14 protein-coding genes are annotated in these 15,586 nt (G+C 56.3%); 9 read left to right on the top strand and 5 right to left on the bottom strand.

Features of this window, described 5'->3' with window-relative positions; translation table 11 throughout:
• The first annotated feature begins 11 nt into the window (after positions 1-11).
• The 5 genes from K5H97_RS18745 (at position 12) to K5H97_RS18725 (ending at position 7,350) form a co-directional block, all read left to right on the top strand.
• Complete coding sequence (locus tag K5H97_RS18745) at positions 12-4,721, top strand: transglycosylase SLT domain-containing protein (RefSeq protein WP_028692647.1); 4,710 nt, start codon at positions 12-14, stop codon at positions 4,719-4,721.
• Between the two features lie 61 nt (positions 4,722-4,782).
• On the top strand, positions 4,783-6,306 hold the full coding sequence (locus K5H97_RS18740) for a phage tail fiber domain-containing protein (RefSeq protein ID WP_028692646.1): 1,524 nt from the start codon (positions 4,783-4,785) through the stop codon (positions 6,304-6,306).
• On the top strand, positions 6,306-6,794 hold the full coding sequence (locus tag K5H97_RS18735) for a DUF4376 domain-containing protein (RefSeq protein ID WP_028692645.1): 489 nt from the start codon (positions 6,306-6,308) through the stop codon (positions 6,792-6,794). Before K5H97_RS18740 ends, K5H97_RS18735 begins: the two co-directional genes overlap by 1 nt.
• A 45-nt stretch (positions 6,795-6,839) precedes the next feature.
• A complete protein-coding gene (locus K5H97_RS18730; RefSeq protein ID WP_009682604.1) occupies positions 6,840-7,076 on the top strand; it encodes a hypothetical protein in 237 nt (78 codons plus the stop codon).
• Positions 7,063-7,350, top strand: a complete 288-nt coding sequence (locus K5H97_RS18725) for a hypothetical protein (protein WP_028692644.1) — start codon at positions 7,063-7,065, stop codon at positions 7,348-7,350. The genes K5H97_RS18730 and K5H97_RS18725 overlap by 14 nt, the downstream gene beginning before the upstream one ends.
• Here K5H97_RS18725 and K5H97_RS18720 read toward each other — a convergent pair.
• A complete protein-coding gene (locus K5H97_RS18720) occupies positions 7,342-8,319 on the bottom strand; it encodes a hypothetical protein (RefSeq protein ID WP_155952725.1) in 978 nt (325 codons plus the stop codon). The two genes, K5H97_RS18725 and K5H97_RS18720, sit on opposite strands and share 9 nt — an antisense overlap.
• Before the next feature lie 264 nt (positions 8,320-8,583).
• Here K5H97_RS18720 and terL point away from each other — a divergent pair, with 264 nt between their 5' ends.
• Positions 8,584-10,272, top strand: coding sequence for a phage terminase large subunit (gene terL, locus K5H97_RS18715; RefSeq protein WP_028692642.1), 1,689 nt, complete (start codon positions 8,584-8,586; stop codon positions 10,270-10,272).
• 67 nt (positions 10,273-10,339) lie between these two features.
• The gene (locus K5H97_RS18710; protein ID WP_051555757.1) at positions 10,340-10,774 is read left to right on the top strand and encodes a response regulator; all 435 of its coding nucleotides are present in this window, start codon (positions 10,340-10,342) and stop codon (positions 10,772-10,774) included.
• 245 nt (positions 10,775-11,019) lie between these two features.
• On the opposite strand, the gene K5H97_RS18705 is transcribed toward K5H97_RS18710, so the two are convergent.
• The 4 genes from K5H97_RS18705 to K5H97_RS29750 form a co-directional block, all read right to left on the bottom strand.
• Positions 11,020-11,373, bottom strand: coding sequence for an HdeA/HdeB family chaperone (locus K5H97_RS18705; RefSeq protein WP_028692641.1), 354 nt, complete (start codon positions 11,371-11,373; stop codon positions 11,020-11,022).
• 541 nt (positions 11,374-11,914) lie between these two features.
• Complete coding sequence (locus K5H97_RS29755) at positions 11,915-12,205, bottom strand: hypothetical protein (RefSeq protein WP_081791643.1); 291 nt, start codon at positions 12,203-12,205, stop codon at positions 11,915-11,917.
• A gap of 166 nt (positions 12,206-12,371) precedes the next feature.
• Positions 12,372-12,794 (bottom strand): hypothetical protein, encoded by a 423-nt coding sequence (locus K5H97_RS18700; RefSeq protein WP_009681798.1) that lies wholly within the window; start codon positions 12,792-12,794, stop codon positions 12,372-12,374.
• A 291-nt stretch (positions 12,795-13,085) separates the two neighbouring features.
• Positions 13,086-13,340, bottom strand: a complete 255-nt coding sequence (locus K5H97_RS29750; RefSeq protein ID WP_081791642.1) for a hypothetical protein — start codon at positions 13,338-13,340, stop codon at positions 13,086-13,088.
• 773 nt (positions 13,341-14,113) lie between these two features.
• Here K5H97_RS29750 and K5H97_RS18695 point away from each other — a divergent pair.
• Both K5H97_RS18695 and K5H97_RS18690 read left to right on the top strand, forming a co-directional pair.
• Entirely contained in the window at positions 14,114-14,470 is a 357-nt protein-coding gene (locus K5H97_RS18695; RefSeq protein WP_028692639.1) for a hypothetical protein, read from the top strand.
• Positions 14,445-15,527 (top strand): tyrosine-type recombinase/integrase, encoded by a 1,083-nt coding sequence (locus K5H97_RS18690; protein ID WP_009683201.1) that lies wholly within the window; start codon positions 14,445-14,447, stop codon positions 15,525-15,527. The genes K5H97_RS18695 and K5H97_RS18690 overlap by 26 nt, the downstream gene beginning before the upstream one ends.
• The last annotated feature ends 59 nt before the right edge of the window (positions 15,528-15,586 follow it).

The following is a 15,586-nucleotide window of genomic DNA, read 5'->3' as shown; positions in this document are numbered from 1 at the left end:
AAAGGTAAGTAATGACTCAAATTTCTCTGGAAGATGCCCGGAAAATCACTGATTCGACCGAGCAACAATATGGCCTCCCTCAAGGGACGCTGTTCAAAATGAGCGGTGAGGAATCATCGTTCAACCTCGATGCCGAAAGCGGCAAGGGCGCCGAAGGTCCGTTCCAACTGATGCCCGCCACTCAAAAGGCATATGGCGTCACTGACCCCCACGACTACACCCAGGCCGCTGATGCCGCTGGGCGCTACATGCGGGACAGCCTGGCTAAGTACAACGGCAACATGGATATGGCCCTGGCCGACTACAACGGCGGCCCTCGGGCTGCCAAGGCGCTGGCCGCAGGGAGTCCCTGGCCGGAAACACGGGACTACCTGAGCAAGTTCAACGGCACCACCCCCGCAGCAGGGCAGACCCCCTCGGGAAAGCCTGACCCCCTGTCCTCCGCTTTCACCTCCGGCGATTCGGTCAACCCGGATCAGAGCGCTTCCGCCTCGGACCTGGTGCAGATGCAGGCCCAGCAGCGGGCAGAGAACGGGGGGCTCATCAACAACGTAGAGAATATCCCCCAAGCTCTGGCCCTGGGCTTCGCCTCGGACAACTCCGTGGTGAACTGGTGGCGGGACAGGGGCACCCAATCGACGGACTGGAATTTCTCCTGGGACAACGACAAGGCTGGCAAGTACCTGGAGGGCATTCCCGAGAAGAACTGGGACTACATCCTCCAGGCCACAAGTGACTCCGATGCTGACTTCCGGCGCTCCCGTATGCAGCAGTCCATGCAGGATGAGCAGAAGCTGTCTGAAATGGGAGTCGCAGGCTTTGGGGGCCGTTTAGTCGGCGGTCTGGTGGATTTGCCCACGCTCATCGGATTTGTCCCCGGTATGGGCGGCGAAGGCTTACTCACGGCTGGCTCACGGATTGCCAACGCAGTCCGCATGGGCGTGGTCGGGGCTGGGACCAACGTGGGCTATGACGCGCTGATGAACCGATACAACCCGCTCCGCACGGATGACGACTTGTACATCTCCGCTGCGATGGGCCTGGGCCTCGGGGCCATTGGCGGTAGCCTCGCTCACGTAGAGGGGCCGCTGGCTGAGGAAAACGCCCGCCTGGCCCAGTGGGGCCGCCAGGAGTCCGGCAAGGCGCAAATCAAGGAGCTTACCGATTCGGGCCTCATGCGCCCCGGTGAAGGCGCGCTGAGCCAGCCTGAGTTTCTACGCAGGTTCGGCCAGGACGTGGACACGAAGAACACCCCTGGCAACGCCATTATCTGGCGGACTGAGGACGGAGGCTCCGCCCGCATCCACTCGCCGGGGGAGGAACCCAAGACCGTGGACTTGCCGCCCGAGGAGCCACGGGCACCAGAGGAACCACCGGCAGCGGGTGAGCCACGGGATGAGCCGCAGGAACCATCAGTGGTTACACCTGGGCGCAAGCAGCCTTGGAGCGAAGAGTGGGACACCCCCCGCTACGAAGCCAGTGGCGGCCGGGATGACAACCTGATCCTCCCCAGTGGCGTCAGCCGCGTGAGCCAGTTGGCCGATTACGTCCGGGCGTACTCAAAGAACCCCGAGACGGTCAAAGTGCTGAACCGTGTCCTCAAGGCTGTGGACCTCCGCAAGATGAACTTCAAGGTCATCGAAAAGGGCCAGAAGTTTGGCAATGCGGCGATGGACGCGGTAATTAAAACTGCTAAGGGCGCGGTTCTCACCCCGCACCAGTCCACCGGGGATGGCATTCAAATGTTCCTCCGGGGCCATTCCTACATGAGCCCCACCGGGCGTCTGTCGGACCTGTCCGGCCTGAATGAAGAAACCTTCGTGCATGAGCTGGTCCACGCAGCCACCGTGTACAAGATGCACGCCACCAGCGACCGCCTGATGTCCACGGACCCGCAGATCAGCAAGGCCACTACGGACCTCAGCACGCTGCACGGCTCGATGCTCAAGGCTGCGCAGAGTGAGTTCGGGGAACACTGGAAGAGCGCTCTGGAGGGTCGCCTGGGGATTAACCTGGACAACCCCAAGGAGATGATCGCCTACGGACTGACTAATGCCCGGTTCCAGCAGTGGCTCAAGGGGAAGGCCCTTCCAGGCAAGCCCGATGCTTCCTTGTGGGACCGCTTTGTCGGTGGCCTTCGAAAGTTGCTAGGAATCGGCAAAAACGAACACAACGCCCTGTCCCGCCTGGTGGAGCTGGCGAACCCACTTACCCGCCCAGGAGGCGTGTCCAGGACGGTGCGCAGTCCCGCATTGGAAGGCAGCGTGGATGCTCAGGCCGCGAAGGCTGCGCACATCCCCGAAGTATTCGGCTGGGGCCTCGGCCTGGAAAACAAGCTTGGCAAAGCTGACTCTCCAACCGCAGTCCGTGCGCTGGCCGCCAAGCTCTTCGGCACGTCCATTGGCTACAAGAACCATTCCGTGGTCGGGCCCAATGCCTGGGACGACACCACGAAGTGGGCAGAAGGCTGGGCCACGCAGATGAAGAAAGCCTCGCTCCCGCAGTTCCAGAAGTGGTTCCAGGCCAATGGCTTCAAGTGGCACCAGAAGGCTGAGGCATTTGACCACTTCGGTAGCCTGGTGTCGGACTTCATCCGGGGCCGGGATGCTGACTTCCCTGATGAGGTAGTGCGTGCTGGTGAGACCGTCCGAAAGACCCTGGACCATGTGGCGGACTACATCAACAACCCGCTCAAGGATGAAGGGCGGATCAAGCTGGGCCTGACTGAAACGGAAATCCGTGACTCCGACACGGGCGCTACCTCCGTGGTCGGCACCCTGGAAAAGAACCCGAACTACCTCCCGCGAAAGCATGACGTGAACAAGTGGAACTCCATGGTCAACACCTGGGGCCACGAAGCTGTCACCGGCTGGTGGGCTAGGGCGTATCAGGGAGCCCGTGAGGGCATCTCGGATGAGGCCGCCAACCGCTGGGCGAAGTGGTACGTTCGGACTGTCGAAGAGGCCCATGCGAACCGCACGCAGGACGCGATGGGTTCCATGATGATGGGCACCGACCGGGAAGCCTTGAAGCACTCGCTGATGCTCAATGGCGGTTACTCCGAAGAGGAGGCCGTCCGGGTCATGGACGATATGCTGCCCACGAAGGGGACTGATGCGGGGCGTACTGCCGCAAGCCTCAAGAACCGGAACTCCGTGAACGAGCTGCACACCGAGAACTGGACTGGTGCCGATGGGACGAAGAGCGCTGTTTCTCTCAACGATTTCATCCACACCAACGCCTTCGAAGTAGTGGAGCCGTACCTGCGCCGTATGGCAGGGAGCGTGGCCCTTGCAAAGCACCTGGACGTGTACAAGGGGCAGGACATCGAAAAGGCCATCATGGCCGCCACGGAGAACAAGTTCGGGGAAGGGATGCGCCCAGGCGCGAACGTGGCCGGTATGCGAAAGGACTTGAAGTTCGCCTTCGACCGCATCCAGGGCCTCCCGATGGAGGAGTTCTCCACGCTCAACAAGAGCCTGGAAATGTGGCGGAACTTCAACGTCATCCGCCTCATGGGCGGGGCGGTATGGAACCAAGTCTCCGAGCTATCGCAGATCACTGGGTCCATGGGATGGAAGGCCACGCTCCAGGCCGTGCCCGCTCTCCGCGCATTGCGCCGTGACATCGCCACCGGCAAGGCCCCGGATGACCTCCTGGACCACCTGGAGAACACAATCGGAGGTGCCGGGGCTGACTACGTGGCCCGCCTGAATTTCAGCGCCAAGGACGATTGGGTTCGCCATAACGGTGACACCGCGTTCAACCGCAAGCTGGATGCCGTGGACAACGGGCTACGCAAGGTCGCCAAAGGCGTCCTGGACTACACCGGCATGACACCGCTCATGATCCAGCAGAAGCGCATCCACGCTATCGCCCTGGTGAATCACTGGGTCAATCACGCCAATGGTGCGGCGTCCAAGCTCCTCACCGATGACCGACTGGCCTGGATGGGGATGAGCAGAGAACAAGCGAGCGGCGTTCTGGCGGACCTCAAGAAGTACAGCACTCCCCGGAATGGTGCCTTCGGGCCGTCCCATAAGCTGGACTTCGGGGCCTGGGTTAAGGACTCCCCTGAGAACTACTCCAGGTTCATGACTGCGATGCACCGTGAGTCTCGCCGTGTCATCCAGGAGAACGACCTTAGCTCCATGATTCCACTCATGGGGACCACACTAGGAAAAGCCATGTTCCAGTTCATGGCCTTCACCATGCACGGCTGGAACAAGTCCATGCTCTTCGCCGCGAACCACCGGGACTGGGCCACGTTGTCCACTGTCCTGCACGGGGGATTCCTGGCGAGCCTGACCTACATGGGCCGGACCATGCTGGATTCCATGGGGATGGATGAGGAGAACCGCCAGAAGTTCCTGGACCAGCGTATGGCCCCCGGCCAGATTGTGGCCAACAGCTTCGGCAAAATTTCTCAGGCTTCTCTTCTGCCTAACCTCTATGACACGGTGTCTCCGTACCCGCTGTTCTCGGGGATGCGGACCACCAGCGACCTGTCCAGCTTTGTCTCCAACCCAACCTATCAGGCCATCAACGGCCTCATCTCCATGAAGAAGCTCGTCAAGAACGGGCTCTCTGATGACTCCCAAACGTCCGCTTCGGACATCAAGAACTGGGCTCGACTCCTGCCGCTGAACAACGTAGCGCTCGTTAGCACCATGTTGAACATGATCGCCAACGACTACCCAACCGGCTCGAAGCAGCACTGACATAACCACCTCAACGGGAACCCCGGCTTCGGCTGGGGTTTTCTTTTTTGGAACCCTCTATTTGGCTTACACACCCTACAGCTACGTCCAGTTGAAAGCGGACGGAGCAACCACAAACTTCCCCTTCAACTTCCCCTACCTGGACACAGCCCATATCCAGGTGTCCGTGGACACAGTGGTCACGGACTTCACTTGGGTAGATTCGTACACCATCAAGATCGCCTCCGCGCCTTCCGCTGGTGGCGTGGTCGAGATTCGTCGGATCACTCCCAAGGATTCCGCCATTGTTTCTTTCCAGGATGGCTCCACGCTCCTGGAAGCCGACCTGGACCTGATGGTCACGTACAACTTGTACTGCGCCCAGGAGGCGTATGACGGCACCCAGGCCAGCATCCACCTGACCGCTGATGGCGTATGGGATGGGCAAGGTGTCCGTGGCACTGACTTCGCAGACCCTGTAGATGCGCAAGACCTGATGACGCTCAACTACATGAACGTCAACTTCAAGAACACCATGCTTGCGATTGAGCAGGACTCCATCGACAAGACCACGGCTATCCGTACAGCCGCCAACAGTGACCTGGAGGCGATTCACACGACTGCTGTGAACGACCTCAATACCATCACTCAGGCCGCAGAAGCCGCAACCTCAGCTTCCCAGGCTGCTGCCAAAACAAGCGAAACCAATGCCGCGAACTCGGCAGCCGCAGCTTCGGCATCGGAGACAGCCAGTGCCGCCTCTCAGGCCGCTGCGAAAGCCAGCGAGACCAATGCCGCAACGTCTGAGCAGCAGGCAGCCGGGTATGCCGCGAGCATGAAGCTCCCTGCAGCGTCTGGTGAGGCGCTCCAGGCTCTACGCCAGAACTCCACGGAAACAGGATTGGAATACTTCCCGTCTCATCTGACATACGGACTGGGAGCGGTAGTGGATTTCCGGCAAACCACTATGGCCACCGCAACGCCTGCTGATTTGTATGGCACAGGAACCCGCGTGGGCTTTATTGGGGGCGGCCCGAGTGGCCTGAATATCCCAGGTGTCGGAGACCCTACCTACGGTGTCCTCACGGTCCATGGGCAGTGGAAGGACTCTTCTGCATTGACGGGCATCATTCAGGAGTTCTCTGCTGGCACTGAGCGTTTCTACCGATACGCCACGGGTGAAACCACATGGTCCGCTTGGTACGCCCTGTACACCTCCGCGAACTTCAATCCTGCGAACTACCAGGGCGCGCTGGGCTACACGCCCGTACAGCAGGGCACCGGGCTGAACCAGCTTACAAACGTGGTGAAACTCGGCTGGTCCGGTTCCGGGCTCCGGGCAACGGTGGATTCAACCGACTTCGGGGACATCCTCACGGACACCAACTTCGCCACCAAAATTGGCAACTTAGCGGTCGGTGGGGTAGGCACCTACGCCTTCATGTGGGCCAGCGGTAATTACGCCCCAGGCACCTTGTTGGCGGGCTCCGGTATCTACTACGGGGCGTACAACTATCAATCCTCCGTCACAGCAGCCGGCACTTGGATGGTCTGCGGCTACTTATCCTCCGGCTACAAGGCCACCGTTATGTTGCGAGTTGCGTAATGACTGACACCACTTCCGCGGTATACACCGCCGCTTCAAGCCCAATCTACGCCAATGCGGACAAGACCGCAGTGACCCTGACAGTCACATTCACGGGCATTGGCGATGCTCCCTTCACAGCTACTCAAGATGATCCTCACGACTACGGGCGCGAGCTTTTCACCCGCGCAGTAGCTGGGGACTTCGGGACTGTGGGGGACTTCGCTGTCACCAGTTCCACTACGCGGATGGAGTTCATTCTGAGCCGCGCCGATGCTGTGGCAGCTATCACCGTGACCACCACGGCAGGTAACACCTTCAACGGCGATGAGGCCAGCCAAAACCGCATGGCTAGGTCCATCGTGGCCTTGAGCGACACCGATACCATCACTTGGGTACTTGCGGACAACAGCACCATCCAGGCCACCAAGGCCGAACTCCAGGAGGCGCTCAAGCTTTCCGGGGAAGCCCAAACGGCCCTGTGGGTCCAGACCACCACAACCTCTTAACTGATTCGCCCTCGGGAGACCGGGGGCACTACTTGGAAAACAACAATGAGCGAAACAATCGACCGCCGCGTGACCCGTCTTGAGGTCCGCGTGGAGGCGCAAGAAAAAGAACTGGGCGTGGTCCAGAAGATGACCGAAGCCTTGAATGAGGCCCTGACCAACATCCAGGACAACCTCACTCAAATCAAATGGCTCGCCTTGGGCGTAGCTATCACCATGGCCGTGAACTACCTCGGCTTCCCTAAAGCACTCGAAATGGTGGTCCACCATGTCCTCGGATAGAGCAACCGAAAAGGAACTTGCAGTAGTCCACAACGAGTTCGCCGTGTGGTGCCTCGAAATCATGCGGGGTGTCCCCGTGACCATCGACGGCGAAGGCGTGATGGAGGATGGAAAGCTAGTGCGCTCGCCACCTGCACCGGCCTATCTCAACGTCATCCGCCAGTTCCTGAAAGACAACAAGATTGAATCCCTGGCCCCCAAGGGAACCACAATGGGAGACCTTAGCGACCTCCCAGTGTTTGACGATGACAATGTAGTTACGTTGTCACGCTAGCTTCTCATATTCAGCTTTGAGTGCTTCGCTTAACTCGCGATAAAAAGTATCGCGTATTTGGACTCTCTCTTCTGATTCGCCAGGAAAAGCCCCCGTTTCCGCCATCCTAATCAGAGCTTCTATATCTATGCTTTCAGTGTCATCAAAGGGGAATTCAGATTCTTCGCAGTGCTTGTAAAGCCAGCCAAGTTTTGACTCTGCGAGGGCGTATAGATGGTCTGATTTAAATTCATCGATAACAGCGGTGAGGCTCAATATGTAGCCAGCGCTCAGTCTTCTATCCATGTCATTTGAGTAGTCTGCTGGGGTGAGTGCGAATCTTCCAGATATGTGTTCTAGGATTGATATGCAGTACAGAAGGACGTAAGGCAATCTGCTGTAAAGGTAGGACCACTGGCTAACCGTGTCTCGATAAGAAGAGAAAATGAAATTCGCTTGATAGGGTTTGGTTACGATTGCTGTTTTTGTTGTAAACAAGTGCGTGGCTTTGTTGCAAAATCCGTCAAAGCTATCAGAGTTGCTTTTATCGTATCTCAACTGGGTAAGGAAATCAGCATTGAATGCATCAGCCTTACCCATCTTGTCGAGTACTCTCTGGATTCTCGCCCTGTGTCCATCAAGGCCACCATTCTTACCGTGGTCGAGCTTCGGCGGGGAATATGAGAATTTTTCAGCAAATGAGTCGCGGTCATCAACAATTGCTTCTAGAACAAATAAATTATCCTGCAACGGTTTGCGCAGTAGTGTGTAGGCTACGGCGAGCTTCCCTTTACGTGAAGCTTCTAGTGCTTCAAATACATAATGAAGCATGTCGGAAAGGATAGCTGGGAACATCCTGCTTATGAGTAGGTCTGGGATTTTTGACTTGTCTGCAATGCTGTCTAGCCAAGTTGAAATGTCTTCTACCGGGACTTCGTGCGCTCGGAGGTATTCATTGTCAATCGGGATGTCAAATATTCTTTGCTCCATGCCCGACTTTAGCATTTGTACAGCGATGTCGTGTGCGGTGAAACAAGCTTCATAGCTAGAGTGAAATGCGGGCGGGAGTTGAGTGTTTTGTTCCTTTAAGCGAGCGTTCATTTCATCCCTGCTATGTAGTTGATGGGCGTAAGCTCAGATTTTATTTCTAACCAATCCATAAAACAATAACAGGTGCCCCCAGGCGCGTCCTGGGCTGCCTTACGGTTTTGCCTTGGCTCGTTCCTGCGTGGGCCCAAGGAGTTTCTTTGCCGTATGGCTGACCGCGTTAAAGTCCATCCCGCCCAGGAGGATTTTCGAAAGTTTATCTACTTGGTGTGGAAACACCTAAACCTCCCTGAACCCACCCCCGTCCAATACGACATCGCCCGATACCTGCAACATGGTCCCCGGCGATGCGTCATTGAAGCCTTCCGAGGAGTGGGCAAGTCATGGGTCACAGCCGCGTTCGTGTGCTGGCTCCTGTGGCGAAATCCCCAACTCCGCATCCTGGTAGTGTCCGCCTCCAGCGCACGCGCCGATGCCTTCTCCACCTTCGTCAAACGCCTCATCCACGAAATGCCTTTGCTCCAGCACCTCAAGCCGGGGCCGGATCAGATCGACAAGATGGTAGCGTTTGAGGTCGCCCCCGCGCTGCCTGACCAGTCCCCTTCGGTTAAGTCCGTGGGCATCATGGGTCAGATCACTGGTTCCCGTGCTGACATCATCATTGCGGACGACATCGAAATCCCGAACAACTCTGCCACGCAGATGATGCGGGACAAGCTTTCCGAGGCCGTGAAGGAATTCGATGCGATCCTCAAGCCGCTCCAGTCGGCACGCATCATCTACCTGGGCACACCTCAGTGTGAGATGTCCTTGTATAACCGGCTCCCCGAACGCGGCTATGAAATCCGCGTGTGGCCCGCGCTGTACCCGACACTCCAGAAGGTGCCGCACTACAAGGGCAGCCTGGCCCCATTCATCACGCAAGCGATGGAAGCGGACCCAACACTATCGGGCAAGCCATCGGACCCACGAAGGTTCGATGAGAAAGACCTGATGGAGCGTATGGCCTCCTATGGTCGCGCAGGCTTCGCCCTCCAGTTCATGTTGGACACCAGCCTCAGTGACGGTGACAAGTTCCCGCTCAAGGTCCAAGACCTGATGGTGATGAACCTCAACCCGATCATGGCTCACGTCAAGTTGGCCTGGGCTGCATCGCCTGAACTCTGCATCAACGATATGCCCACCGTTGCGCTCACCGGGGACCGTTTCTACCGGCCTATGTGGCACGCCAGCGAGATGAGCGAGTACACCGGATGCGTCATGGCTATTGACCCCTCGGGCCGTGGTCAAGACGAAACCGGCTATGCCGTAGTGAAAGTCCTCATGGGCAACTTGTTCCTGGTGGCCGCTGGGGGCCTCCGTGGTGGCTACTCCGATGAAACACTGGAGACGCTCGCCAAGATCGCCAAGGCGCACCAAGCGAACCACATCATCATCGAAGCCAACTTCGGTGACGGCATGTACACCAAGCTCTTCCAGCCGATCTTGCAGAAGCATCACCGCTGCTTGGTCGAAGAGGTGAAGCACTCGCAGCAGAAAGAGCAGCGCATCATCGACACCCTGGAACCCGTTCTTACGCAGCATCGTCTCATTGTGGACCAGAGGCTGATTGAGCGGGACTTTGAGTCGGCGCAGGCAGACATCAAGTACAGCTTGTTCTACCAGCTCACGCGCCTCACACGCGACCGTGGGGCCCTGTCACATGATGACCGGCTCGATGCCCTGGCGATGGCAGTGGCGTACTGGGTAGACCACATGGCTCGGGACAACGACAAGGCTGTCCAGGAGATGCGGACCAAGAACATGGATGCTGAATTGAAGAGGTTCATGGGCCACGTACTGGGCCGACCTCAGCGTGCAAAAGGCTGGATGGGCAGCAACGCGGGCTCCCGTTAAAAGATGTACTAAATGATTGGACGCAGCCGACCTTCGGTGAAACACTGGTTCATCTAGGAGGAGCCCCATGCTTAACCAACCCGTGCCGGCATTGGCGGACCCCAAAGAGATCATCATCGTCGAAGACGACCCCCTTCTCCGTAACCTGGTGGTGGAGATTGTGGGGGAGGTTGGGGCAGAGTGCCGAGCCTTTCCTACCTGCGACGAAGCCCTTGCATACTGCCAGGATGTTGCTCCGTGCTTGGCCCTCATTGTTGATCATCTTGTCCCTGGAGACATTCGCGGGGCGGAATTCATCTCGATATACCATGAACGCTGGCCAGATACCCCTGCGCTTTTAATGTCAGGCAGTGATGTCAGTGAGGAGAAGCTTCCGTCTAATGCGGTTTTTTTCCTGAAACCTTGGTGCGCAGAAGATCTCCTCCAGTTCATTGACGGGGCTGTCAAGATGAGAGCCCGTTCCCTGCACGTTCGCCCCCAAGTCTCCGAGGGACCACAATAGGATGACGGAGACGTTTATCCGGGGGCTACATCACGGCTTACGTGGTGCCGGACACTGTTCGGACTGTAGGGAAACCTCAGTGTGTCCGTCATGGCTTGACTGCTGATGATGATGACCATTGGGAACCTTACCTCTCCACTCTCTTTATGGGGGGTAGGGGGGCTAACTGAGGTTTCCTAATGGTCTATCATGGAGATGCAGTCACTGATTCATCTCTAGTGGTCCTTAATAGAGGACCATCACCATCACCTTCCTTTATGAGCAGAAGGTAGATGGGTCGCATCAGCCCTCAAGGTCATCAGCAAAGCCTCAGCGCCACTGCCTACGTTGTTCAGTGGATTCTGTTTGCACCAGCGCTGTATCCAGAGGGTCCAGTCATCGGGGCCAGTCTTTTTGGTCACATCATCGGTGCCGTCCGTCACGTTGTTGTAGGCCGTGAAGTAGCCACTCAACCATATCCCTACGGCGTCCTGGATGATGTTGTCGTTAGCCGCACGGACAAACTCCCCGCATCCCATCGTGCCAATACCCACTTGTCTGAACCGCCCATTCACTGCGGCCTGGGCATCTGCGGCCCCAACACATAAAAGCAAAGCCATCGCTACGAATCTCACCTGCGTCCCTCTGAGTGGTTCCTAAAAGCCACCATAGTACCAGCGAGGGGAGCCAAATGATTTTGCTGCAAAAATTTGAGAGCCCACCTCGAAACTGATGGGCCGCGACTACCCCCGGTGCCCCCAGCGAGCGGCCAGAATCCGCCCTCTGAGAACCCTCCGGGCAGGCCCCAAGTGGCCCAGCGGCAGCCCAATGTGTCCCGGAATGTGTCCCACATGGCCGGAAACCCCAGTAAACACAGGGCCTGTCACCAGATTAAGAATCCCGCGCTCCACCTTCTCAGCCTCACAGGCGGCCATTACCGGCCCTTTGTGGGGCTTTTTTGGGCCCTCAGCGGCAAATCCTGAGCGTGTGGACGTTCGGCTATCTGTTTTTTGCGCGGTGATAAGCGCTGGGAACACATGCTTGAAACGGCAAGACTTTGCAGGGGGCGAGCAGGACTAAATCAACGGTGTGGGCCCTTGGTGGACTGGGCCTGCCCTCATTACCCAGCCATGACCAAGGGCCCTCAGGGCCTAACTGGCATCAAGCAATGGAGCGGTTTTCAGTGTGATGGGCTGTTGCTATTCGCCGTGCGCGTCCCACTCCCCAAGCCAATGCTCGCGTCATTGATTCGCCCGGACGAGAATCGAAAGCCTCTTCATGAAGGGCCATGCCGGAGCTTGCATACACACCAATAAACATTTGTGTGCTGCCCGTTCGTGACAACCTCACCTGGACATCAATCGTCGTACCGTTGCCCAACGCCTCGTCATGGGTTCGGTGGTGTAGCGTAGGATCAGCCCAATCCCAAAATACTTCGCCTCGAACGCGCATTTTCAGTCCCCTACGACTTAGTCTTGTGGTTCGATCCACAATAGCGCAGTAGGTCACTTGGGTAACGTTTTTTTGGGCTGCTTGGAAAGAAGCCGACTAATGGGTGTAGAGTTGTACAAATTTTTGCGACTGTATAGGTTTTTTTGTTTCGTCTGGTTTACACTTTTCAGCTATTTAATTTCTTCTGGCTAGCTTTTGTTGTGGCGCGTAGTCGTTCGAGCTGCTGTATGTCAAATAGCTGTAGATGAGATTTTTGGTTCAGAGAGTCGATCTCTTCTTGGATGGCAGCTAGTTGAATGTGCAAGAGAGCAAGTCTGCCCGCTATTGTCTGGATAGTCTGATGCTCGCTTTGGGTATCCATACTCTCGCTTAGGGGCCTTTTAGAGTTAAAGGGAGAGTGCATGTTGCCTTCATCAAAATCTGGCGAGATGCAGAGCCATAACTTCATTGTCTGATAAGAGGGTCGCCCTTTTACTTTGCAAAACTTGGTTAGCGATAGCCCGGAATTGAAATATTCCAGTATAATTACTCGACGGTCATCCTGGGTGTATCGCTTTGCTTGGTGAGCAGCAGCCGGCTTGCTAGCCATGTGGACATCTCCAGTGAATGCAGGTGGATGGACGGCTTGTGGGTTCTGATCGCTGGGTCAGCGAGACTCCTCAACAGGAGCTAGACGATCCATTGGAGAAAAACTGTAGCCAGAGTTACACCCACCAAAGACCCTATTATAATAAACAGTAATTCTAGGAGTGGCGTAAAATTGCCCATATTATTTGCGCCTCCGAAAATTCATAAGCGATGCAAATGAATAAAAGGGCAGCGGCAATTGCAATAGCGCCGTAATATTTTTCGGTCTTATCAGTGGATGTTGTCATGGCGCTTACTTTTCTCGCTCACAACATTCTGTCCGCAGTACCGGGAATAACTCGGACGGGTTGCGCGAGTCATTAATCAGCTTTTCGCACTCTGCGATAGCTAATGTCCTGCTAGAAAAGCCGCGCTTTAATCTTGTTTTTTCCTGATTGTCGTAAATGTCGAATCCGGCAGAGCTCGTGGCGGCATAAAAACGATTGCCAATCTGAAAAGACTCATTCTCCAAAGGTATTGCTGGAACGATAACGAATCTTGGTTGCATTGTGCCATCCCCCCATTCTCCAGAGGTAATTAATAGTCAGGCTAATGGGGGCATGCAAGGTAATTCAGAATAATTTTTCCCTGAATCTATATGCGTATTATTTTGATGTATTGCTCTAGATTTTTCCTCAGCCATGAAGGCTGCCTCTGTGGACTAGGGGAGGGCGTTAGTCCGGTTGCTTCAGGGATGTCGGACCACCGGGCCCGGGGCTTGAGTCGATCCCTACGCTCCGTCGCGCCAGCCTCATGGAGCAGCAGGAGATGGCAGGAGATGAAGCTTTCTTTATACAACCCCGTCCTGATCGGGCTACGGTATTCGAAGCTTCTGTGGCGTTCCGCTATCAGGACGGATTCGTTCCCTGATTTGCTCCGATCTCCCCAAATCGTCCGTGTAGCAACCGAGGTAGTCTCCGGAAGAATTTTTCTCCTTAGCTGCGGGCTGTATGAATTTACAGTACAGCTGTTTCGCGTGAGCTGCGTCAGGCGTAGACTCCTCGGATTTTTCGATTTTGACCGTGATAAGGTCTCTTGAAAGAGAATTCGTTAGCGTGGCAAATGTCGCTTGAACAATACCTTTCCATTTGTGACAATTATCCGCCACTGGCTCATCAAAAGGATCCAAAGGCGTGTTTTTGACATTGTTCGGATGGGAATTCTTCCTCGAAACATATTCGCGTTCGGGAATATTCCTTGACTATTACTTTTCCATCTGTGAGAATCATATCTGGCTCTTAGGCCTTCACTTGGTTTTCAACAAGGTGGTAGTTAAGAAACATGGACAGCGCACAGATCACAAGCCTGGTCACGGCACTTGAGAAGTTCCACGACCTGGACCCCAAAATGCCCATCCGGCAAGTCATCTACCTGCTCACTCTTGCCCAGCAAAAGGAGCCTGTAGGTATCTCGGAAATGGCCGACCTGGTTGGGGTAGGTGTAGCTGTCGCATCCCGCTACGCTGCGAGCTACGGGCGTGGTAGGCGCACGGACGCTGGATTGGGCTTCCTGGTCGCTAAGGAAGACCCGAACGATTGGCGTAAGAAGCAACTGGTGTTCACTGACACCGGGCGCAAATTCATCGAAAACTTGTTCGAATCTGAGGACAAAAATGCCCATATACAGGAAGGGAAATAAGTATCTAGTCTCGCTTGGGTCACGTAACGACCGCTACCGACAAACGTTCGCCACAGAGGAAGAGGCGAAGGCCGATGAGGCCAGAGAGCTCGCAAGGAGGGCCGCGCTACCCAAGGCGGTACGTGGCGAAGGCACCGGCACCATTTCCCCGCTGAAATCCCGCAAGACCCTTCAAGAAGCCTACGACCTGACATTCCGACTGGAGTGGAAGGGTGGCAAGTCTGAAAAAACGATGACACTCAATGGCGGCAACGTGCTGAAAGCACTAGGGGCCGATACGCTGCTGAGCGACATCACGACCGAGACCATCACTGAAATGGTTCTGGAGTTTGAAGACCTGGGCAACTCAGGTTCGACTGTGAACCGCAAGCTGTCGCTTCTTTCTATGGTCCTCAAGACCGCCGTGAACCATAACTGGCTCCTCAGTGTGCCGCGTATGATCCGCCGTAAAGAAGGCAAGCACCGTATCCGCTGGATGAACACGGAGGAAGAGGGCAACGTCCTTAAGGCGTGCCAGCACCTGGGGCTCAACTGTCTTCATGACTTCATCATTGTGGCGGTCGATACAGGGTTCCGCCGTGCTGAACTCCTCGGGCTCAGTGCTCCTGACTTCCAGGAAGGAATGATCCACCTGTACGCCGGACAAACCAAGAATGGAGACGCCCGTGCCATCCCGGCTACCAGTCGCGTGGCGCGCATCCTGCACCGCAGACGGATGAACCTGACTACATTTGAAGGGCTCACCGTTTCGTCTCTGCGTCACCAGTGGGCCACTCTGCGCGCTTACATGGGCATGGAAGAAGACCCGCAGTTTATCGTTCACATGCTTCGCCACACCTGCGCTTCGCGCCTGGTACAGCGTGGCGTCCCATTGGCCTCTGTCCAGCATTGGATGGGCCACAAGAACATCAACACGACTCTCCGGTACGCGCATCTGGCACCGGAAAATCTAATGCAGGCGCGCAATGCGCTGGAAGCTACACCTGCACAGCCGACCGCTTTTGAGTCGGTAGAGCGCGACACGTTCTTCAACTATGGTGAAGCCACTACCGCCTAGTTGGGACACATTTTCTGATTCGTGGCTCGGGCAGAGTAGGCCCTGAGCGGCGACCGTGG

The sequence above is a fragment of the Pseudomonas mosselii genome, assembly GCF_019823065.1.
GTDB lineage: Bacteria > Pseudomonadota > Gammaproteobacteria > Pseudomonadales > Pseudomonadaceae > Aquipseudomonas > Aquipseudomonas mosselii.
The sequence above is the reverse complement of the archived record's forward strand: the minus strand, read 5'-3'. Positions and strand labels throughout refer to the sequence as shown.

Excerpts from the sequence above, each read along its gene's own strand:
- K5H97_RS18745 (WP_028692647.1), top strand. The coding sequence starts at position 12 with ATGACTCAAATTTCTCTGGAAGATGCCCGGAAAATCACTGATTCGACC.
- K5H97_RS18735 (WP_028692645.1), top strand. The coding sequence starts at position 6,306 with ATGACTGACACCACTTCCGCGGTATACACCGCCGCTTCAAGCCCAATC.
- K5H97_RS18730 (WP_009682604.1), top strand. The coding sequence starts at position 6,840 with ATGAGCGAAACAATCGACCGCCGCGTGACCCGTCTTGAGGTCCGCGTG.
- K5H97_RS18725 (WP_028692644.1), top strand. The coding sequence starts at position 7,063 with ATGTCCTCGGATAGAGCAACCGAAAAGGAACTTGCAGTAGTCCACAAC.
- K5H97_RS18720 (WP_155952725.1), bottom strand. The coding sequence starts at position 8,319 with ATGGAGCAAAGAATATTTGACATCCCGATTGACAATGAATACCTCCGA.
- terL (WP_028692642.1), top strand. The coding sequence starts at position 8,584 with ATGGCTGACCGCGTTAAAGTCCATCCCGCCCAGGAGGATTTTCGAAAG.
- K5H97_RS18710 (WP_051555757.1), top strand. The coding sequence starts at position 10,340 with ATGCTTAACCAACCCGTGCCGGCATTGGCGGACCCCAAAGAGATCATC.
- K5H97_RS18705 (WP_028692641.1), bottom strand. The coding sequence starts at position 11,373 with ATGGCTTTGCTTTTATGTGTTGGGGCCGCAGATGCCCAGGCCGCAGTG.
- K5H97_RS29755 (WP_081791643.1), bottom strand. The coding sequence starts at position 12,205 with ATGCGCGTTCGAGGCGAAGTATTTTGGGATTGGGCTGATCCTACGCTA.
- K5H97_RS18700 (WP_009681798.1), bottom strand. The coding sequence starts at position 12,794 with ATGGCTAGCAAGCCGGCTGCTGCTCACCAAGCAAAGCGATACACCCAG.
- K5H97_RS29750 (WP_081791642.1), bottom strand. The coding sequence starts at position 13,340 with ATGCAACCAAGATTCGTTATCGTTCCAGCAATACCTTTGGAGAATGAG.
- K5H97_RS18695 (WP_028692639.1), top strand. The coding sequence starts at position 14,114 with ATGGACAGCGCACAGATCACAAGCCTGGTCACGGCACTTGAGAAGTTC.
- K5H97_RS18690 (WP_009683201.1), top strand. The coding sequence starts at position 14,445 with ATGCCCATATACAGGAAGGGAAATAAGTATCTAGTCTCGCTTGGGTCA.